This is a genomic window from uncultured Arthrobacter sp. (genome assembly GCF_947495145.1).
Lineage (GTDB): Bacteria > Actinomycetota > Actinomycetes > Actinomycetales > Micrococcaceae > Arthrobacter_D.
The window spans coordinates 39,994-54,711 of sequence record NZ_CANLXP010000017.1; the positions used below are offsets into that span (position 1 = coordinate 39,994).

11 protein-coding genes and 1 tRNA gene are annotated in these 14,718 nt (G+C 63.8%); 7 read left to right on the plus strand and 5 right to left on the minus strand.

Translation table 11 applies throughout. From position 1 onward, the window contains the following. Positions 1-81: 81 nt before the first annotated feature. Complete coding sequence (pcrA, locus tag Q0877_RS12695) at positions 82-2,529, minus strand: DNA helicase PcrA (RefSeq protein WP_299168325.1); 2,448 nt, start codon at positions 2,527-2,529, stop codon at positions 82-84. 124 nt (positions 2,530-2,653) lie between these two features. Then, positions 2,654-4,198: a sodium:alanine symporter family protein gene (locus Q0877_RS12700; protein ID WP_299168327.1), complete on the minus strand. Its 1,545-nt coding sequence runs from the start codon at positions 4,196-4,198 to the stop codon at positions 2,654-2,656. A 161-nt stretch (positions 4,199-4,359) separates the two neighbouring features. Here Q0877_RS12700 and Q0877_RS12705 point away from each other — a divergent pair, with 161 nt between their 5' ends. The 6 genes from Q0877_RS12705 (at position 4,360) to Q0877_RS12730 (ending at position 8,238) form a co-directional block, all read left to right on the plus strand. Further along, positions 4,360-4,971, plus strand: coding sequence for a hypothetical protein (locus tag Q0877_RS12705; protein ID WP_299168329.1), 612 nt, complete (start codon positions 4,360-4,362; stop codon positions 4,969-4,971). Between the two features lie 51 nt (positions 4,972-5,022). Next, a tRNA-Arg gene (locus tag Q0877_RS12710) sits at positions 5,023-5,096 on the plus strand. Positions 5,097-5,180: 84 nt separating this feature from the next. Continuing rightward, positions 5,181-5,945: a hypothetical protein gene (locus tag Q0877_RS12715; protein WP_299168331.1), complete on the plus strand. Its 765-nt coding sequence runs from the start codon at positions 5,181-5,183 to the stop codon at positions 5,943-5,945. Next, positions 5,942-7,159, plus strand: a complete 1,218-nt coding sequence (locus Q0877_RS12720; RefSeq protein ID WP_299168334.1) for a hypothetical protein — start codon at positions 5,942-5,944, stop codon at positions 7,157-7,159. The genes Q0877_RS12715 and Q0877_RS12720 overlap by 4 nt, the downstream gene beginning before the upstream one ends. After that, positions 7,156-7,539: a hypothetical protein gene (locus tag Q0877_RS12725; RefSeq protein WP_299168336.1), complete on the plus strand. Its 384-nt coding sequence runs from the start codon at positions 7,156-7,158 to the stop codon at positions 7,537-7,539. Before Q0877_RS12720 ends, Q0877_RS12725 begins: the two co-directional genes overlap by 4 nt. A gap of 57 nt (positions 7,540-7,596) precedes the next feature. Continuing rightward, a complete protein-coding gene (locus Q0877_RS12730; RefSeq protein WP_299168338.1) occupies positions 7,597-8,238 on the plus strand; it encodes a YitT family protein in 642 nt (213 codons plus the stop codon). Between the two features lie 40 nt (positions 8,239-8,278). Here Q0877_RS12730 and Q0877_RS12735 read toward each other — a convergent pair whose 3' ends face one another. Genes Q0877_RS12735 through fdhD form a run of 3 tightly spaced genes read right to left on the minus strand, consistent with a single transcriptional unit; the run spans position 8,279 to position 12,181 of the window. Then, the gene (locus tag Q0877_RS12735) at positions 8,279-10,198 is read right to left on the minus strand and encodes an ABC transporter ATP-binding protein (RefSeq protein WP_299168340.1); all 1,920 of its coding nucleotides are present in this window, start codon (positions 10,196-10,198) and stop codon (positions 8,279-8,281) included. Between the two features lie 28 nt (positions 10,199-10,226). Next, entirely contained in the window at positions 10,227-11,300 is a 1,074-nt protein-coding gene (locus Q0877_RS12740; RefSeq protein WP_299168342.1) for an LLM class flavin-dependent oxidoreductase, read from the minus strand. Positions 11,301-11,329: 29 nt separating this feature from the next. After that, on the minus strand, positions 11,330-12,181 hold the full coding sequence (gene fdhD / locus Q0877_RS12745; protein WP_299168344.1) for a formate dehydrogenase accessory sulfurtransferase FdhD: 852 nt from the start codon (positions 12,179-12,181) through the stop codon (positions 11,330-11,332). Positions 12,182-12,334: 153 nt separating this feature from the next. Between fdhD and Q0877_RS12750 the strand changes: the two genes are divergently transcribed. After that, positions 12,335-14,698: an FdhF/YdeP family oxidoreductase gene (locus Q0877_RS12750; protein ID WP_299168346.1), complete on the plus strand. Its 2,364-nt coding sequence runs from the start codon at positions 12,335-12,337 to the stop codon at positions 14,696-14,698. The last annotated feature ends 20 nt before the right edge of the window (positions 14,699-14,718 follow it).

Consider the following 14,718-nt stretch of genomic DNA (forward strand, 5'->3'; position numbering starts at 1 on the left):
CAAAGGACCGCAAAGCCGACGACGGCGGCACGTCTCCGGACGCGCCGCGGCACACCCGATCCGGCGGGCAACACCCCTGCCCTACCCGACCTTGGTCAACGGCGCGTACCGGAGGAGCAGTCGCTTCTCCCCGATGTCGAATCGCACCTTGGCTACCATTTTGTCCCCACCGCCCTCGACCGCGAGGACGGTGCCGTTACCGAACGTCGTGTGGTTGACCTTGTCTCCCGCGGAGACGGCGACGACTTCCTTCTGCGGTTGCACCCTGCCGGCTGCCTTGCCGGGAAGCCCCCGACCGGCGTCGTTGCCCGAAGAGGCCGCACCGGCACCCCAGTAGGAGCCGCTGAACCGGGGTCCGCTGATGCTCTGCCCGCTGCTCCATGCGGGCTTGGCTGCGCCCTCGCGCTTCCAATGGATCAGCTCTTCCGGAACCTCACCGACGAATTGGCTGGCCGGGTTGTACTGACTCTGCCCCCATAGGCTGCGCACCTCTGAGCGGGTGATGTACAACCGCTTCCGTGCCCGGGTCAGGCCCACATAGGCCAATCGGCGTTCCTCTGCGAGTTCCTTGGGGTCCGTCGCTGAACGCTGGTGCGGGAAGATTCCCTGTTCCATGCCGGTCAGGAAGACTACCGGGAACTCGAGGCCCTTGGCCGTATGCAGAGTCATGAGCGTGACGACGCCCTGCCTCCGCGCTTCCTCGACTGCCTTCTCAACATCCTCTCCAGCGCCGGCCGGAGCATCGGGGATCTGATCCGCGTCAGCCACCAGCGACACCTGCTCGAGGAAGTCACCCAGCGTGCCCTCGGGGTTCTCGATCTCGTATTCACGAACCACCGCGACCAGCTCCGCAAGGTTCTCGACCCGGGATTCATCCTGTGGATCGGTGCTGGTCCGCAGCTGTGCGAGGTACCCCGTCTGCTCGAGGACCGCTTCGAGGGCTGCCGAGGCACCCGATCCTGCCGCTACCTCTGCGAGATCATCAATAAGCTTCACGAACGACGCAACCGCGTTGACCGAACGTGTGGCCATGCCCGGCGCCTCGTCGGCCCGGCGAAGGGCTTCCATGAAGCTGACCCGGTCCCGTTCGGCGAGCGCGGCAATGGCGTACTCGGCCCGATCTCCGATGCCGCGCTTGGGTTCGTTGAGAATGCGGCGGAGGTTGACGACGTCGTCCTGGTTGACCAGCACGCGGAGGTAGGCAAGCGCGTCCTTGATTTCCTTGCGTTCATAGAAGCGCGTGCCGCCGACCACCTTGTAGGGCAGGCCGACGCGCATCAGGATTTCCTCGATGGAGCGTGATTGTGCGTTGGTCCGGTAGAACACGGCGACGTCACCGGGGCGCAGGTTCTCCTCGTCCTGCAGCCGGTCAATCTCGTCAGCGATGAAGCGTGCTTCCTCATGTTCGTTCTCACCGACGTAGCCGATGATCTTCTCACCGTTGCCCTCGGCCGTCCACAGCCGCTTCTCCGGCCGGTTGGGGTTGCGGGAGATCACGGCGTTGGCGGCGTTCAGGATGTTCTGCGTGGAGCGGTAGTTCTGCTCAAGCAGAATGGTGCGCGCGTTCGGGTAATCCTTCTCGAATTCCACGATGTTCCGGACGTCCGCACCGCGGAACGCATAGATGGACTGGTCGGAATCGCCCACCACCGTCAGCTCGGCCGGCTCCTCGACGTTCTCCCCCGCAACACCGACGATCTCGCGGACCAGCGCATACTGCGCGTGGTTGGTGTCCTGGTACTCATCAACGAGCACATGCCGGAACCGCCGACGGTAGTAATCAGCCACACCGGGAAATGCGCGGAACATGAAGACCGTCTGCGCTATGAGGTCATCGAAATCCATGGCATTGGCCTGGCGAAGGCGCTGCGCGTACCCCTTGTAGACCTCCGCGACAGCTTGCTCGAACGGATCGGAGTAATTGGCAGTGGAGGCGTACTCTTCCTCGTCAATCAACTCGTTCTTCAGCGCCGAGATCTTGTGCTGGATGGCCTTCGGCGCAAAGCGCTTGGGATCGAGGTCCAGCCCCTTTGCGACGAGCGTGACCAGTCGAAGGGTGTCTGCCGAATCGTAGATTGAGAAGTTCGAATTCAGGCCGATCGACGCCGCCTCACGGCGCAGGATGCGCACGCAGGACGAGTGGAAGGTGGAGATCCACATGCGCTTCGCGACGTCACCCACCAGTGCCCCGATGCGCTCACGCATCTCCGCGGCAGCCTTGTTGGTGAAGGTGATGGCCAGGATCTGGCCGGGATGGGACCGTCCCGTTGCCAACAGGAAAGCAATCCGGTGGCTGAGCACCCTGGTCTTTCCCGAGCCGGCTCCGGCGACGATGAGCAGGGGCGAGCCGCTGTGCTTGACCGCCTCTTCCTGCTGCGGATTCATTCCGGCGAGCAATTCCCGGGCGCGTGCTTCATCAGCGTGGCCGCCGCGCCGCGGATGCTCCGCTACATCAGGCGAGGACGACGACGGCGCGCCGCGCCTTCCTGCGGTGGGTGTGCTGAGGTGCGGGTGAAAAAGCAAGTCCATGGTGCCTTCAAGTCTAGGCGCTGGCACCGACAGAACCGGTCCGCGTCCATCGTGGTGGCTCTGAGCATGGCAGTGCCCGCCGGGTCGAGGACCCGGCGGGCACTATCTCGAATGGACAGGAGGGTTACTTCGCGGCAGCTTCCCGGTCCTCAGGCTCAATGCCGAGGTCCAGCAGCTTGCCGCTCTTGCGGTCAGCGAGGTAAGCCTTCATCTCCCGCTTGATCACCGGCAGGAGCATGTAAACGCCCAGCAGGTTGACGAATGCGCAGACGAAGAGTGCAGAGTCCGCGAAGCTGAGGACCTGGCCGAAGGTCAGGACGCAACCGGTCACAGTGAAGAACAGGAAGATGACCTTGTACACAATCTCGGAGGTCTTGCCGCGGCCGAAGAGGTACTCCCAGGCCTTGAGTCCGTAGTAGGACCAGGTGATCAGAGTCGAGAACGCGAACAGCGCCACCGCGATGGCAAGGACGATCGGGAACCATTCGATCACCGTGGCGAAGGCATCCGAGGTGAGGATGACGCCGTCAGGTGCGACGCCGGTCTCCTGTACCTGGTCGATACCGGCCTGGAGGCTTGGCGCACCGGCGATGATGATCGTCAGTGCGGTCATGGTGCAGATCAGGACTGTGTCGACAAGCGGCTCGAACAGTGCCACGAAGCCTTCACTGACGGGGCGGCGGGTCTTGACTGCCGAGTGGGCAATGGCCGCGGATCCGAGGCCTGCCTCGTTGGAGAACGCTGCACGCTGGAAGCCCACGATCATGACACCGACAATGCCGCCGGCGAGGCCCTGCGGGTTGAAGGCGCCTTCGATGATGGAGGCAAATGCGGCGGGAACCTGCCCGATGTTCACGATGATGACGAACAGGCAGGCCGTGACGTAGATGATCGCCATGGCGGGTACAAGCTTGCTGGTCGTGGCGCCGATGGACTTAATCCCACCAAGAATCACTGCGCCCACCAGACCGGCGAGGATCAAACCGAAGATCAGCGCCGCGCCGGCGTTTCCGAGGAAGCCGTCAGTGCCGCCGGTTACTTCCTGAACCTGAGCGAACGTCTGGTTGGCCTGGAACATGTTGCCGCCGGCAACACCGAAGATCAGGATTGCGACGGCGAAAATGCCGGTCAGGATCTTGGCCGGCCACTTGCCGAACTTCTTGAAAGCCACCGGCAGGTATTTGAAGGGCCCACCGGAGACAGTGCCGTCCTCGTGCACCTCCCGGTACTTCACGCCGAGCGTGCACTCCGCAAACTTGGTGCACATCCCGAGGAGGCCGGCCAGGATCATCCAGAACGTTGCACCGGGCCCGCCCAGCGCCATTGCTGCGCCGACACCGGCGATATTGCCAAGCCCGACCGTCCCGGACAATGCCGAGGTCAGGGCCTGGAAGTGTGGAACTTCTCCCGGGTCATCCTTGGACGAGTAACGCCCGCGAATCACCTCGTAGGCAACCTTCAGTCCGCGGAACTGGATGAAGCCGAAGTAGATAGTGAAGATGACAGCCGCAGCGATGAGCCACGCGACCACCACCGGAAAGCTCACATCGCCGATGGTGATCGGGACGAAGACAATCGCGGCGAACCAGGTGGCGACAGGTTCGAAGACGGCGTCAATGGCGTCTTCGATGGCTGCGAGCCATCCCACCTGATCCGCGACCGTAGACATGGGTAGTACTTGGTTTATAGCCATCCGTTAAACAAACCCTAATTTCCGCTGTGATTGCAATCACAGACTGGTTTCGAAACTTATCTTTATCAAAACGAGATCGAAATCAGGCTGGTTTTTCAGGACCTGGTGCTGCATGGTAACGGTCTAGCATTGAAGCCATGGGCAAAACGAAGGCACAGATCGCACGCAAGCACGGACCTGCGGCGGCTGGGGTGCCGCTATCGCCGGCTGACCGCCCTGCACCGCCCCGCCATAACGGCAACCTGATCCTCATTCCGGCAGTCGCCGCGGCTCTCTTCCTGTTCTGGTACTTCCATCTGCTCACGCTGTCCCAGATGACCCAGCTCTCCGGCGGGCTGAGCATGCCGGACATGCTCTTCGGCGGGTACAACGCCGCCTACGTCGACCAGCTGCGCGCCGCCATGGACACGGCGGCCCTGGGCCAGTTGAGCTACGTGCACAAGACAGCGGGCACGCTCTTCCCGCTGCTCTTCGGACTGGCCTGGCTCCTGCTGGTTCAACTCAACGTTTCCCGGCGCTGGCTGCGCTGGCTGCTGTGGAGCCCGGTGCTCCTCTTTGTGGTGGTGGATCTGTGGGAAAACGTTGCCATCGACTCAGTTCTTTCCGGGCCGGACGCCGGTTCAGTCGCCCTTGCCTCCGCACTCACCGTCGCCCGCTGGGTGCTGTTCGCACTGAGTTGCGCGGCGGGCCTGATTGCGGTGCTGCTGCCCCGTAGCGCGCGGTCCGGGAGCATGCGCCCCCGAGCTTGAGAAGAATGTAAGCTGGTACCGCTTGCGGCGCTGATGGTGCCCGCAGCACCCGCCTCTGTAGCTCAGTAGGATAGAGCGTCCCTCTCCTAAAGGGAAGGTCGTCGGTTCGATTCCGGCCAGGGGCACAACCGTTGTCCACATGGGTATACCTCCCCATGGCACTGCTCCCCAAGCTGCATTAGCTTGACAGAATGGGGATTCTTTCAACCGTGCCATCTTCAAGTGTGCCACCGCCGTCTCACGTCATCCGGGTTTCACCGGCCGCCTGGGCGCTCGCACTCAGCTCTGTTTCGGGTATCCAGCCGGGCCATACCGATGAGCTGGACGGACCGGTACGCGAAGCTGCCTGGGCCGAGCTGAACCGTTTGGGCGTTGCAGCCGGTACTGAATTGACGCCGCGATGGTGTGAGCCCCTGCGGGAGGTCCTCTCGCCGGTCACCCTCCTCCGCCTGTCCGCCGCCTACAACGGGGTAGGTGCAAACACCGACTTCACAATCACGGGAAACCGCGGAGTGTGCGTACACCGCCGCAGCACCATAGAAACGGACGACGACGGCGGCATCCGGACCACCGGCCATGAGCCGTCCCTTGAGGTGGCTCTCTTCGACACCGAACATATCTGGGGTGCCGTCAGCCGCGTGCTTCCACCGCTCGCTGAGCTGCGGGCTGACGCTGTTCTCGCACGCACGGATGCCGGCGACAACGTTGTGCACATGCCGCTTACGCCTTCGGAGGCAGCCGCCGTCGTTCCGGAAGAGGCGATTCTGAGCGCAGCGATGACCACCCGTTCCGGGGAGAGCCGGCAGGTCTGGGCCGGTCGCTGGTCAGTCAGCCAGGGCACGCTCTATTCAGTACGCACCACTGACGGCGCCCTACTCCTGACACCGCAGCGCGCGGGCCATGTGGCTAGGGAAATAGTCTTCGCCCTTGCCGGTTCCTATGAGTTTCTTGCGGGAGCAGCCGCGAGCGCATGAACCAGCTCCTCGGGATGGACCCGCATCAGGTCCGTCAGCTTGCCCGCTCCCTTGAGTCTGCGGCCGGGGAGCTGGAGCTACTCGGTCTGCAGGTTGCCGGACAGATTTCAGTTCTTCCCTGGCAGGGCAATGACGCCGACTCGTTTCGCTCGGATTGGACGGGCAGGCACCGCGTCACGCTGCTGCGCATCGCCGGGCAGTTGCGGCAGGCAGCCCTGGTTGCGGCGGACAACGCCGATGCCCAGGAGGGAACCAGCGCAACCGACACCGCTGGCGCCGCCGCTCCTTCCCCAGCCCAAACTCCTCCCCCGGTCAAACCAGCGGACGGACACGACGACGGCTGGCTTGCCGACGGCCTGGACTGGGTAGCCGGCGGCGCTGATTGGGTCACCGACTCGACGGGGAACTGGGCCGGGTGGATCGGCGAGCGGGCAGAACTGGGGTACGGCAACATCACCCGGTCTTTCAGCGAGGTCTCAGCCGGCTCCGGGCATCTCGCCGCGCTACTGGATGGCTGGGTTGGCGGGAACCCGCCCTCGTTGATGGAACTGGCAGCATCTTCCTCTCTCCTTTGGGCGGGAACAGTGGATCTCAGTCTCACTGCCAGTTCCCTTGGACAGCTGGCGCCCCGGCTCCTCGACGATGGGACTCCGTGGGCTGGAGACCCGATTCCGGTCGGCGTCTCCCGCGACGGCATGGTACCGGAAGTCAGCGGCCACCGTCCCACCGTGCTGCCCACCGATCTGGGCGCGATCGCACTCAATACGGCACAGGCCTACGACGACGGCGGCAGCTCATCGACACCGGACGGAGCGGTCCGCGTCACGCGCGTAATGAACGACGACGGCCCCGCCTACATTGTCGACATCCCGGGAACCCAATCGTGGAGTCCCTTGACCTCCGGCACTGCGGCAGATCTGACCGGAAACCTGGTGACGGCATCGGGTCAGCTCTCGACCGCGACGGCGTCGGTCGCGCTCGCAATGGAACGGGCTGGGATCGAGCCGGGTGCGCCGGTGATGCTCTCCGGCCATTCGCAGGGCGGCATGACCGCCGCTGCCCTGACAACCGACTCCGCTTTCACGGAGCAGTACAACGTCACCAACGTGATGACTTTCGGCTCTCCCATTGATGCAACGGCGCTCCCGACGGAGATCGGTGTCATCGCCTTCCAGCACCAGGACGACGTTCCCGTGGAGAGGAGGCACCCATGAAACCGGCCCTGATACTTTCTTCGGTCCTGCTGTCCGCCACACTGTCCGCTTGCGGGTCCTCCTCCCCCGTTGGCAAGTACGAGCAGGCAATCTCATCCATCGATGGAGTCGCAGAGGTCAGCGTCGACTACGCCAGCCACGGCGGCGTCGGTGATTCCGCCGACATCGAGATTGTCGCCGACACCAATGACAGCACCGAGCTGCAACGTGTTCTGGACGATTCCCTCCGGGCGTTCATCGAAAGCACCGTCACCGGTGATGAAACGTCGTTGAACTACGTGGTGTATTCGCAGGACCGTTCAACCTTCCTCACGCCCGGTGACCTCGGAACAGTCCTGCGGACACTGGGCGATATCCGGCGGCACTACGGGCTCAGCTAGATCCCTACGGACGTAATCGCTGCCGGCTGCGGACCATGCGTAGCCGATACTGGGAACATGTCCCTTCTCCTTCTGCGGCGCATTGTGCAGCTTCTCGTCGGCCTCTTTCTCTACGGGTTTTCGATCGGCATGATGATCCGCGCGGGCATCGGCGTTTCTCCGTGGGATGTTCTGGGTCAGGGAGTGTCGCTGCAGAGCGGGATCCCCTTCGGCCTGACCACCAACCTCATTGGGCTTGCCGTACTGCTCCTCTGGATTCCGATCCGCCAAAAGCCGGGAGTTGGAACGGTGCTCAACGTTCTCCTGGTTGGGCCGAGCGCCGAGGTGGGCCTTGCGGTCATTCCGCAGCAGACCGTGCTTTGGGTCCAGATTCTCCTCTTCACCGGCGGGCTGCTTCTTCTCGCTGTGGCCACCGGTCTCTATATCGGTGCGCGCATGGGTCCGGGACCGCGTGACGGGCTCATGACCGGGATCCACCGCCGCTGGGGCTTACCCATCTGGGCAGTGCGCACGGGTATCGAACTGTCGGTCCTCGGCATCGGCTGGATTCTGGGCGGAACAGTGGGCGTGGGAACTGTAGCTTTTGCCCTCTTCGTGGGGCCGCTGGTCAACTTGACGCTGCCGCGGCTCCACATCCCGGAGAAGCCGGACGAACCCCGGCTGGACGGCCAGGCCGCACCATCGGGACTGGCTCAGTAACTGCTCGCAGACCCCTACCGATCCCCGCTGCCACTGCGAATCAGGCTCCGGTCCCTGACCCCGTGAGGGCTTCTGCCGGCTCATCCGGTGCAACGGACTTCTGAACCGCGAACTGCGTACGGTGCAGTTCGTCATACCGCCCGCCCGCCGCAAGGAGTTCCTCATGCGTGCCACGCTCGGCGATGCGACCGTCCTCGACGACCAGGATCTGGTCCGCGCTCCGGATGGTGGACAACCGGTGGGCGATAACCAGCGCCGTTCGCCCCTGCAGCGCCTCGGTGAGCGCCGCCTGAACGGCAGCTTCGGACGTGGAATCAAGGGCAGCGGTAGCCTCATCAAGAATCACGACGCGGGGCTGTGCGAGGAGGAGCCGCGCGATGGTCATGCGCTGCCTTTCCCCTCCGGAAAGCCGGTAACCGCGTTCACCCACCATGGTGTCCAGCTGGTCAGGAAGCGACTGGATCAGTGTCTCCAGCCGCGCTCGCCGAACCGCGTCCCAGAGCTCTCCGTCGGTTGCCCCTGGGCGCGCCAGCCTGAGGTTGGAGGCGATTGTCTCGTGGAACAGGTGGCCGTCCTGGGTCACCATGCCAAGGGTGTGCCGCAGCGACTCGAAGGTTGTATCGCGAACGTCCTTTCCGCCGATGCGGACAGCACCGGAATCCACGTCATACAGCCTGGCGAGCAACTGGGCAATGGTGGATTTGCCTGCACCCGAGGTCCCCACCAGCGCGACGGTCTGCCCGGGCTCAATCCGGAAGCTGACGCCGTGCAGAACCTCCTCACCGCCACGGGTGTCCAGTGTTGAGACCTCCTCCAGGGAAGCCAAAGAGACCTTGTCCGCAGAGGGATAGGCGAAGCGGACGTCGTCGAACTCCACGGCAACCGGTCCGCCCGGGATGTCCTCGGCGTCCGGCTTTTCCTTGATGAGCGGGTCGAGGTCGAGCACCTCGAAGACGCGCTCGAAGCTCACCAGAGCGCTCATGATCTCCACCCGCGCGTTGGCGAGGGAGGTCAGGGGCGCGTAAAGGCGGGTCAGCAGCAGCGCCAGCGTCACCACTTCACCGGTGTCCAGCGCGCCGCCGAGCGCCAGGCTGCCGCCAAGACCGTAAACGAGGGCGAGGGCGAGTGCGGAGACGAGCATCAGCGCGGAGAAGAACACGAACTGCAGCATGGCCGTACGGACACCGATATCCCGCACCCGGGCAGCACGGACACGGAACTCCTCCGATTCTTCATCGGGGCGTCCGAACAGCTTCACCAGGGTGGCGCCCGGAGCGGAGAACCGCTCGGTCATCTGGGTGCTCATGGTGGAGTTGTAGTCCGCGGCCTCCCGCCGCAGCGACGCGAGCCTGCTGCCCATCCGGCGCGCCGGCAGCAGGAAGATGGGCAGCATGATGATTGCGAGCACGGTGACCAGCACCGACGTGCTCAGCATGACGATCAGGGTAAGAATCAGCGCCACGAGATTGCTCACCACGCCGGACAGGGTGCCGCTGAAGGCCTGCTGGGCGCCGATCACGTCATTGTTCAGCCTGCTCACCAGAGCGCCGGTGCGGGTTCGTGTGAAGAACGCGATGGGCATTTTCTGGACATGGTCGAAGACTGCCGTCCGCAGATCCAGGATCACGCCCTCGCCGATCCGCGCGGAGTACCAGCGCGTCAGCAGTCCCACACCGGTGTCAGCTACAGCCACGATCGCGATGACGACGGCGAGCCACACGATGGTCTGCACCGCCGCTTCAGCGATGATGGCGTTGACAACCTGCCCGGCCAGAACCGGCGTGGCGACTGCAAGGAACGCGGACACGACCGACAGCGCAATGAAGAGCACCAGTTTCACCCGGTAAGGCACAGCGAAGGACAGGATCCGCTTCAGCGTTTCCTTTGAGAATTTGTTGCTGCCGTTCTTGGCGGAGGAGATCCGGTACAGGGAACTCCAGGCCGCGCCTTCCATGCTCATGAATGCCTCCAGCTAGTGGACTTCAAGCTTAGGACCCGCCGCGGACAGTTTCGGTCCGCAGGTCCGGGTCCCGGTTGGGCTGTACACCGAGGGCGTCCTGAACGAGCGGCAGCACCTGCGTACCCAACAGTTCAATCGACTCCAGGACCCGGGCCTGAGGCACCGATGAGAAGTCGAGTTGCAGGATGTGCCGGCCATGACCCATGGCGGCATGCGTAAGCACAATCTTCTCCGCCACTTCCTCGGCCGTTCCGACATAGAGGGCGCCGGTCCGCGCAGCCTGCATGTTGTAGGTGACTCCGCTGGGCTTGGGGAACCCGCGCTCCGCCGAGATACGCGTCATGCTGTCCAGCCAGTGTGGACGGAACGCTTCCCTTGCCCCGTTACGCAGGATCAGCCCTACCCCGCTCACACCCACCCGCGGTGCTGCTCCCCCGTCCGTGTTGAACTGTTCACGGTACAGGGCAGCGTGCTGGGCGAAATTGTCGACGGCGCCACCCAGGAGCGCATAGATGACCGGCCTTCCGAGGCGCGCAGCACGAACGGACGATGTGGGTGTGCCACCGGTCGCGATCCAGATATCGAGTTGCCCGCGGGCCGGCCGGGGCAGAATGAGCGCGTCCTGAAGCGGTGGGCGGAAGCGCCCGGACCACGTCAGGCGCTCCTCGGCATCAAGGCGTAGGAGGAGGTCGATCTTTTCCTCGTAAAGTGCGTCATAGTCCTCGAGGGCAGCGCCGAACAGCGGGTAGGACTCGATGAAGGAGCCCCTGCCTGCGGTCAGTTCCGCGCGGCCGCCGGAAAGCAGGTCGAGGGTGGCGAACTGCTGAAAGACGCGGACGGGGTCTTCGGTGCTGAGCACCGTTACCGCTGAGCCAACGTGGATTTTGCTCGTCTGCGCAGCAGCTGCTGCGAGAACCGGCACCACAGAGGACACGGCATAGTCCGGCCGGTGGTGCTCTCCGATACCGAAATAGTGCAGGCCCACCTCGTCGGCGAGGCGCGCACGCTCCAGCAGGTCGGCCATTCGCTGTTCGGGCGAGACCCGCTCGCCAGTGACGGGGTTCGGGTGGATGTCGCCGAAGCTGAAGATGCCGAGTTCCATACTGCTGTGCAACTCCGGCCCGGGTGTCCCTATTCCGTGTTTGTTCCGTACGTTCCGGCGTCAATCCGCTGCGGATGCGTGTAGCAGTTCAGTGTCTGCCCGCGGCTGAACCCGACAAGCGTGAGCCCGGATTCCTCCGCCAGATCGGCAGCGAGCGACGACGGCGCACTCACCGCTGCAAGCATCGGTATCCCCGCGAGGTGCGCCTTTTGGACGAGTTCAAACGAAGCACGGCCGGACACCTGCAGGATCATCCCCCGCAGCGGCAGCAGTCCCGAGCGCAGTGCCCAGCCGACCACCTTGTCCACAGCGTTGTGCCTGCCCACGTCCTCACGCAGGCACAGCAGCTCGCCGTCCCGGGAGAACAGTCCCGCAGCGTGCACACCCCCGGTACGGTCGAACAGCTTCTGGCTCTTGCGCAGCTGCTCCGGCAGGGAGGCAAGGACTGCGAGTCCCACCGTGCCGTCGTCGTCGTGCACGTCAAAGCGGGCCGATTTACGGACCGCATCGATCGAGGCCGTTCCGCAGATACCGCACGAACTGGACGTGTAGACATGACGCTCCATGGAGGTGTCAGGCAACGCGACATCCGGCCGGAGCTGGGCCTCGACCACATTGAAGGTCTGGCGCCCCTCGTCATCGACGCCGGCGCAATAGCGCAGCGCCAGGATCTCGCCGGGTTCAGCAACCACCCCTTCAGAAACGAGGAAGCCTGCAACCAGGTCGAAGTCATCCCCGGGCGTGCGCATGGTCACGCTGAAAGCGCGGCCGCCCAGACGGATTTCCAGCGGCTCCTCACCGGCAAGGCGGTCCTCCCGGCGGGTGACGGGGCCGTCAAGCCGGTAGCGCGTGATACGGCGCCGATTCAATACTCGCGACATCCACGTGCCTCCCGATAAGTTCTTGATTGAGCCTAATGGACGCTCAAACCTCCAGCTAACGGCAGCCTATGTTGCCTAAAGACACCGATCCTGAGCGACAATGGGTCTGGTAGCACCACTCAGCGCTGAGAAGCGGCCAAGAAAGGATGCGCGATGACTCGCTCCAACCCTCCCGTCGAGGAAGCTGACGAGAACGATCTGGATGTCGGAAAGCCCAAGGAATGGGCGGCCGGATTGCCCGGCGTATATCACTCGATGCAGCCGGCGCTGAAGCATATGGGTGTCGAACGGAGCGCACGCACGCTGCTGAGGATGAACCAGAAGCAGGGTTTCGACTGCATGAGCTGTGCGTGGCCTGATCCGTCTGACCACCGCAGCACGTTCGAGTACTGCGAGAACGGTGCCAAGGCAGTCACCTGGGAAGCCACGCCGGTCATCGTGTCGAAAGAGTTCTGGGCGGAGCACCCAATCAGTGAACTCCGTGGACGCTCCGAATACTGGCTGGGGATGCAGGGCCGGCTCATTGAACCCGTCTATAAGGCCGCCGGCGAAGACCACTACCGGCCGGTCAGCTGGGACAAGGCGATCAGCATTGTCTCCGGGAAGCTGAAGAGTCTGGCCTCGCCCAACGAGGCGGCGTTCTACACCAGCGGGCGTGCGTCCAATGAGGCAGCGTTCATCTACCAGCTGTTCATCCGCGGGCTCGGCACCAACAACATGCCGGACTGCTCGAACATGTGCCACGAGTCCTCCGGCGTGGCGATGGGCGAGACCATCGGGATCGGCAAGGCCACGGTCGCCTACAACGACTACCTCAACTCCGAACTGATGATTGTGATCGGCCAGAACCCGGGTACCAACCACCCCCGCATGCTGAGCGCAATGGAAAAGCAGAAGGAGAACGGCGGCCAGATCGTCGCCATCAATCCGCTGCCCGAGGCGGGACTGCGCCGCTTCAAGAATCCGCAGAAGCCCAAGGGAGTCGTCGGCCGCGGCACCGATCTCGCCGACCAGTTCCTGCAGATCCGTTCCGGCGGGGACATGGCGCTCCTTCAGGCTGTGTCGAAGCGAGTGCTCGAAGCCGAAGACAGGAACCCCGGCACAGTTCTGGATCATGAGTTCATCGCCCAGTACTGCGAGGGACTGGACGAGCTGCGAGCGCATCTGGCGGGTCTGGACGAGCAGACGGTGCTGGAGGCCACAGGCTTGCGTTCGGAAGAGATTGACGAGCTTGCCGACCGGTACATCAGGTCCAAGAAGACCATCATCACCTGGGCGATGGGAGTCACGCAGCAGAAGAACGGCGTCGGCACCATCAAAGAGATGATCAACCTGCTCCTGTTGCGCGGGAACATTGGCCGGCCGGGCGCCGGTGCGTCCCCGATCCGGGGGCACTCGAACGTGCAGGGCGACCGCACCATGGGCATTTGGGAGCAGATGCCGGACTCGTTCCTGGATGCGCTCGGCAAGGAATTTCGGTTCGAACCTCCGCGCGAGCATGGCGTCGATTCGGTGGCTGCGGTCAGGGGAATGCGCGACGGCGACATCAAGTTCTTCCTCGCGCTGGGCGGAAACTTCGTTGCCGCGATGTCGGACACGGCGGCAACCGAGGCGGCCATGCAGAACCTCGAGATGAATGCGCAGATCTCCACCAAGCTCAACCGCTCCCACACCGTTGTCAGCCTGGAAGCCGAAGCGCTCATCCTGCCGACGCTGGGCCGCACCGAGGTCGATATGCAGGCGACCGGGCCGCAGTTCGTTTCGGTGGAGGACACAGTGAGTGCAGTGCATTCATCCGAGGGCAGGGTCGAACCGGTCGCACCGGGACTGCTGTCGGAGGTCGCCATTGTCAGCAGGTTGGCGAAGGCCACCATCGGTGACCGCATCGACGCCGACTGGCAGGGATTCGAGGACGACTACGACCGCATCCGCGACCACATAGCCCATGTGGTCCCCGGGTGCGAGAACTACAACCGGCGCATCCGGGAGAAGGACGGTTTCCTGCTGGCCAACGGACCACGAGATTCCCGAAAGTTCAACACCCCCGGCGGCAAAGCGCGGATGACCGTGAATGAGCTGGACCCGATGGAATGCCCTCCCGGGCGCCTGATCCTGCAGACCATGCGCTCGCACGACCAGTTCAACACCACGATCTACGGTTACAACGACCGGTACCGCGGCATCAAGAAGGGCCGCCACGTGATCTTCGTCAACCCGGAGGACCTTGCGGAACTGGGCTTCAAGGACGGCGATCTGCTGGACGTGCACGGCGAGTACGCGGATGGCAAGGACCGGGTGCTCAACAAGTTCCGTGCGGTTTCCTACCCCACCGCCCGTGGCTGTGCGGCGGTGTACTACCCGGAAGGCAACGTCCTGGTGCCGCTCGATGACACGGTCAAGGGCAGCAATACTCCCGTCTCGAAGGGCGTCATCGTCCGGCTGGAGCCGGCAGGGGACGGTCCTGCCGGCGGCAGCAGCGAGGAAAACGCACAGGAGAACATGCCCGCAACCGTCTGAGTCGTCTCTCCAGCCGCCAT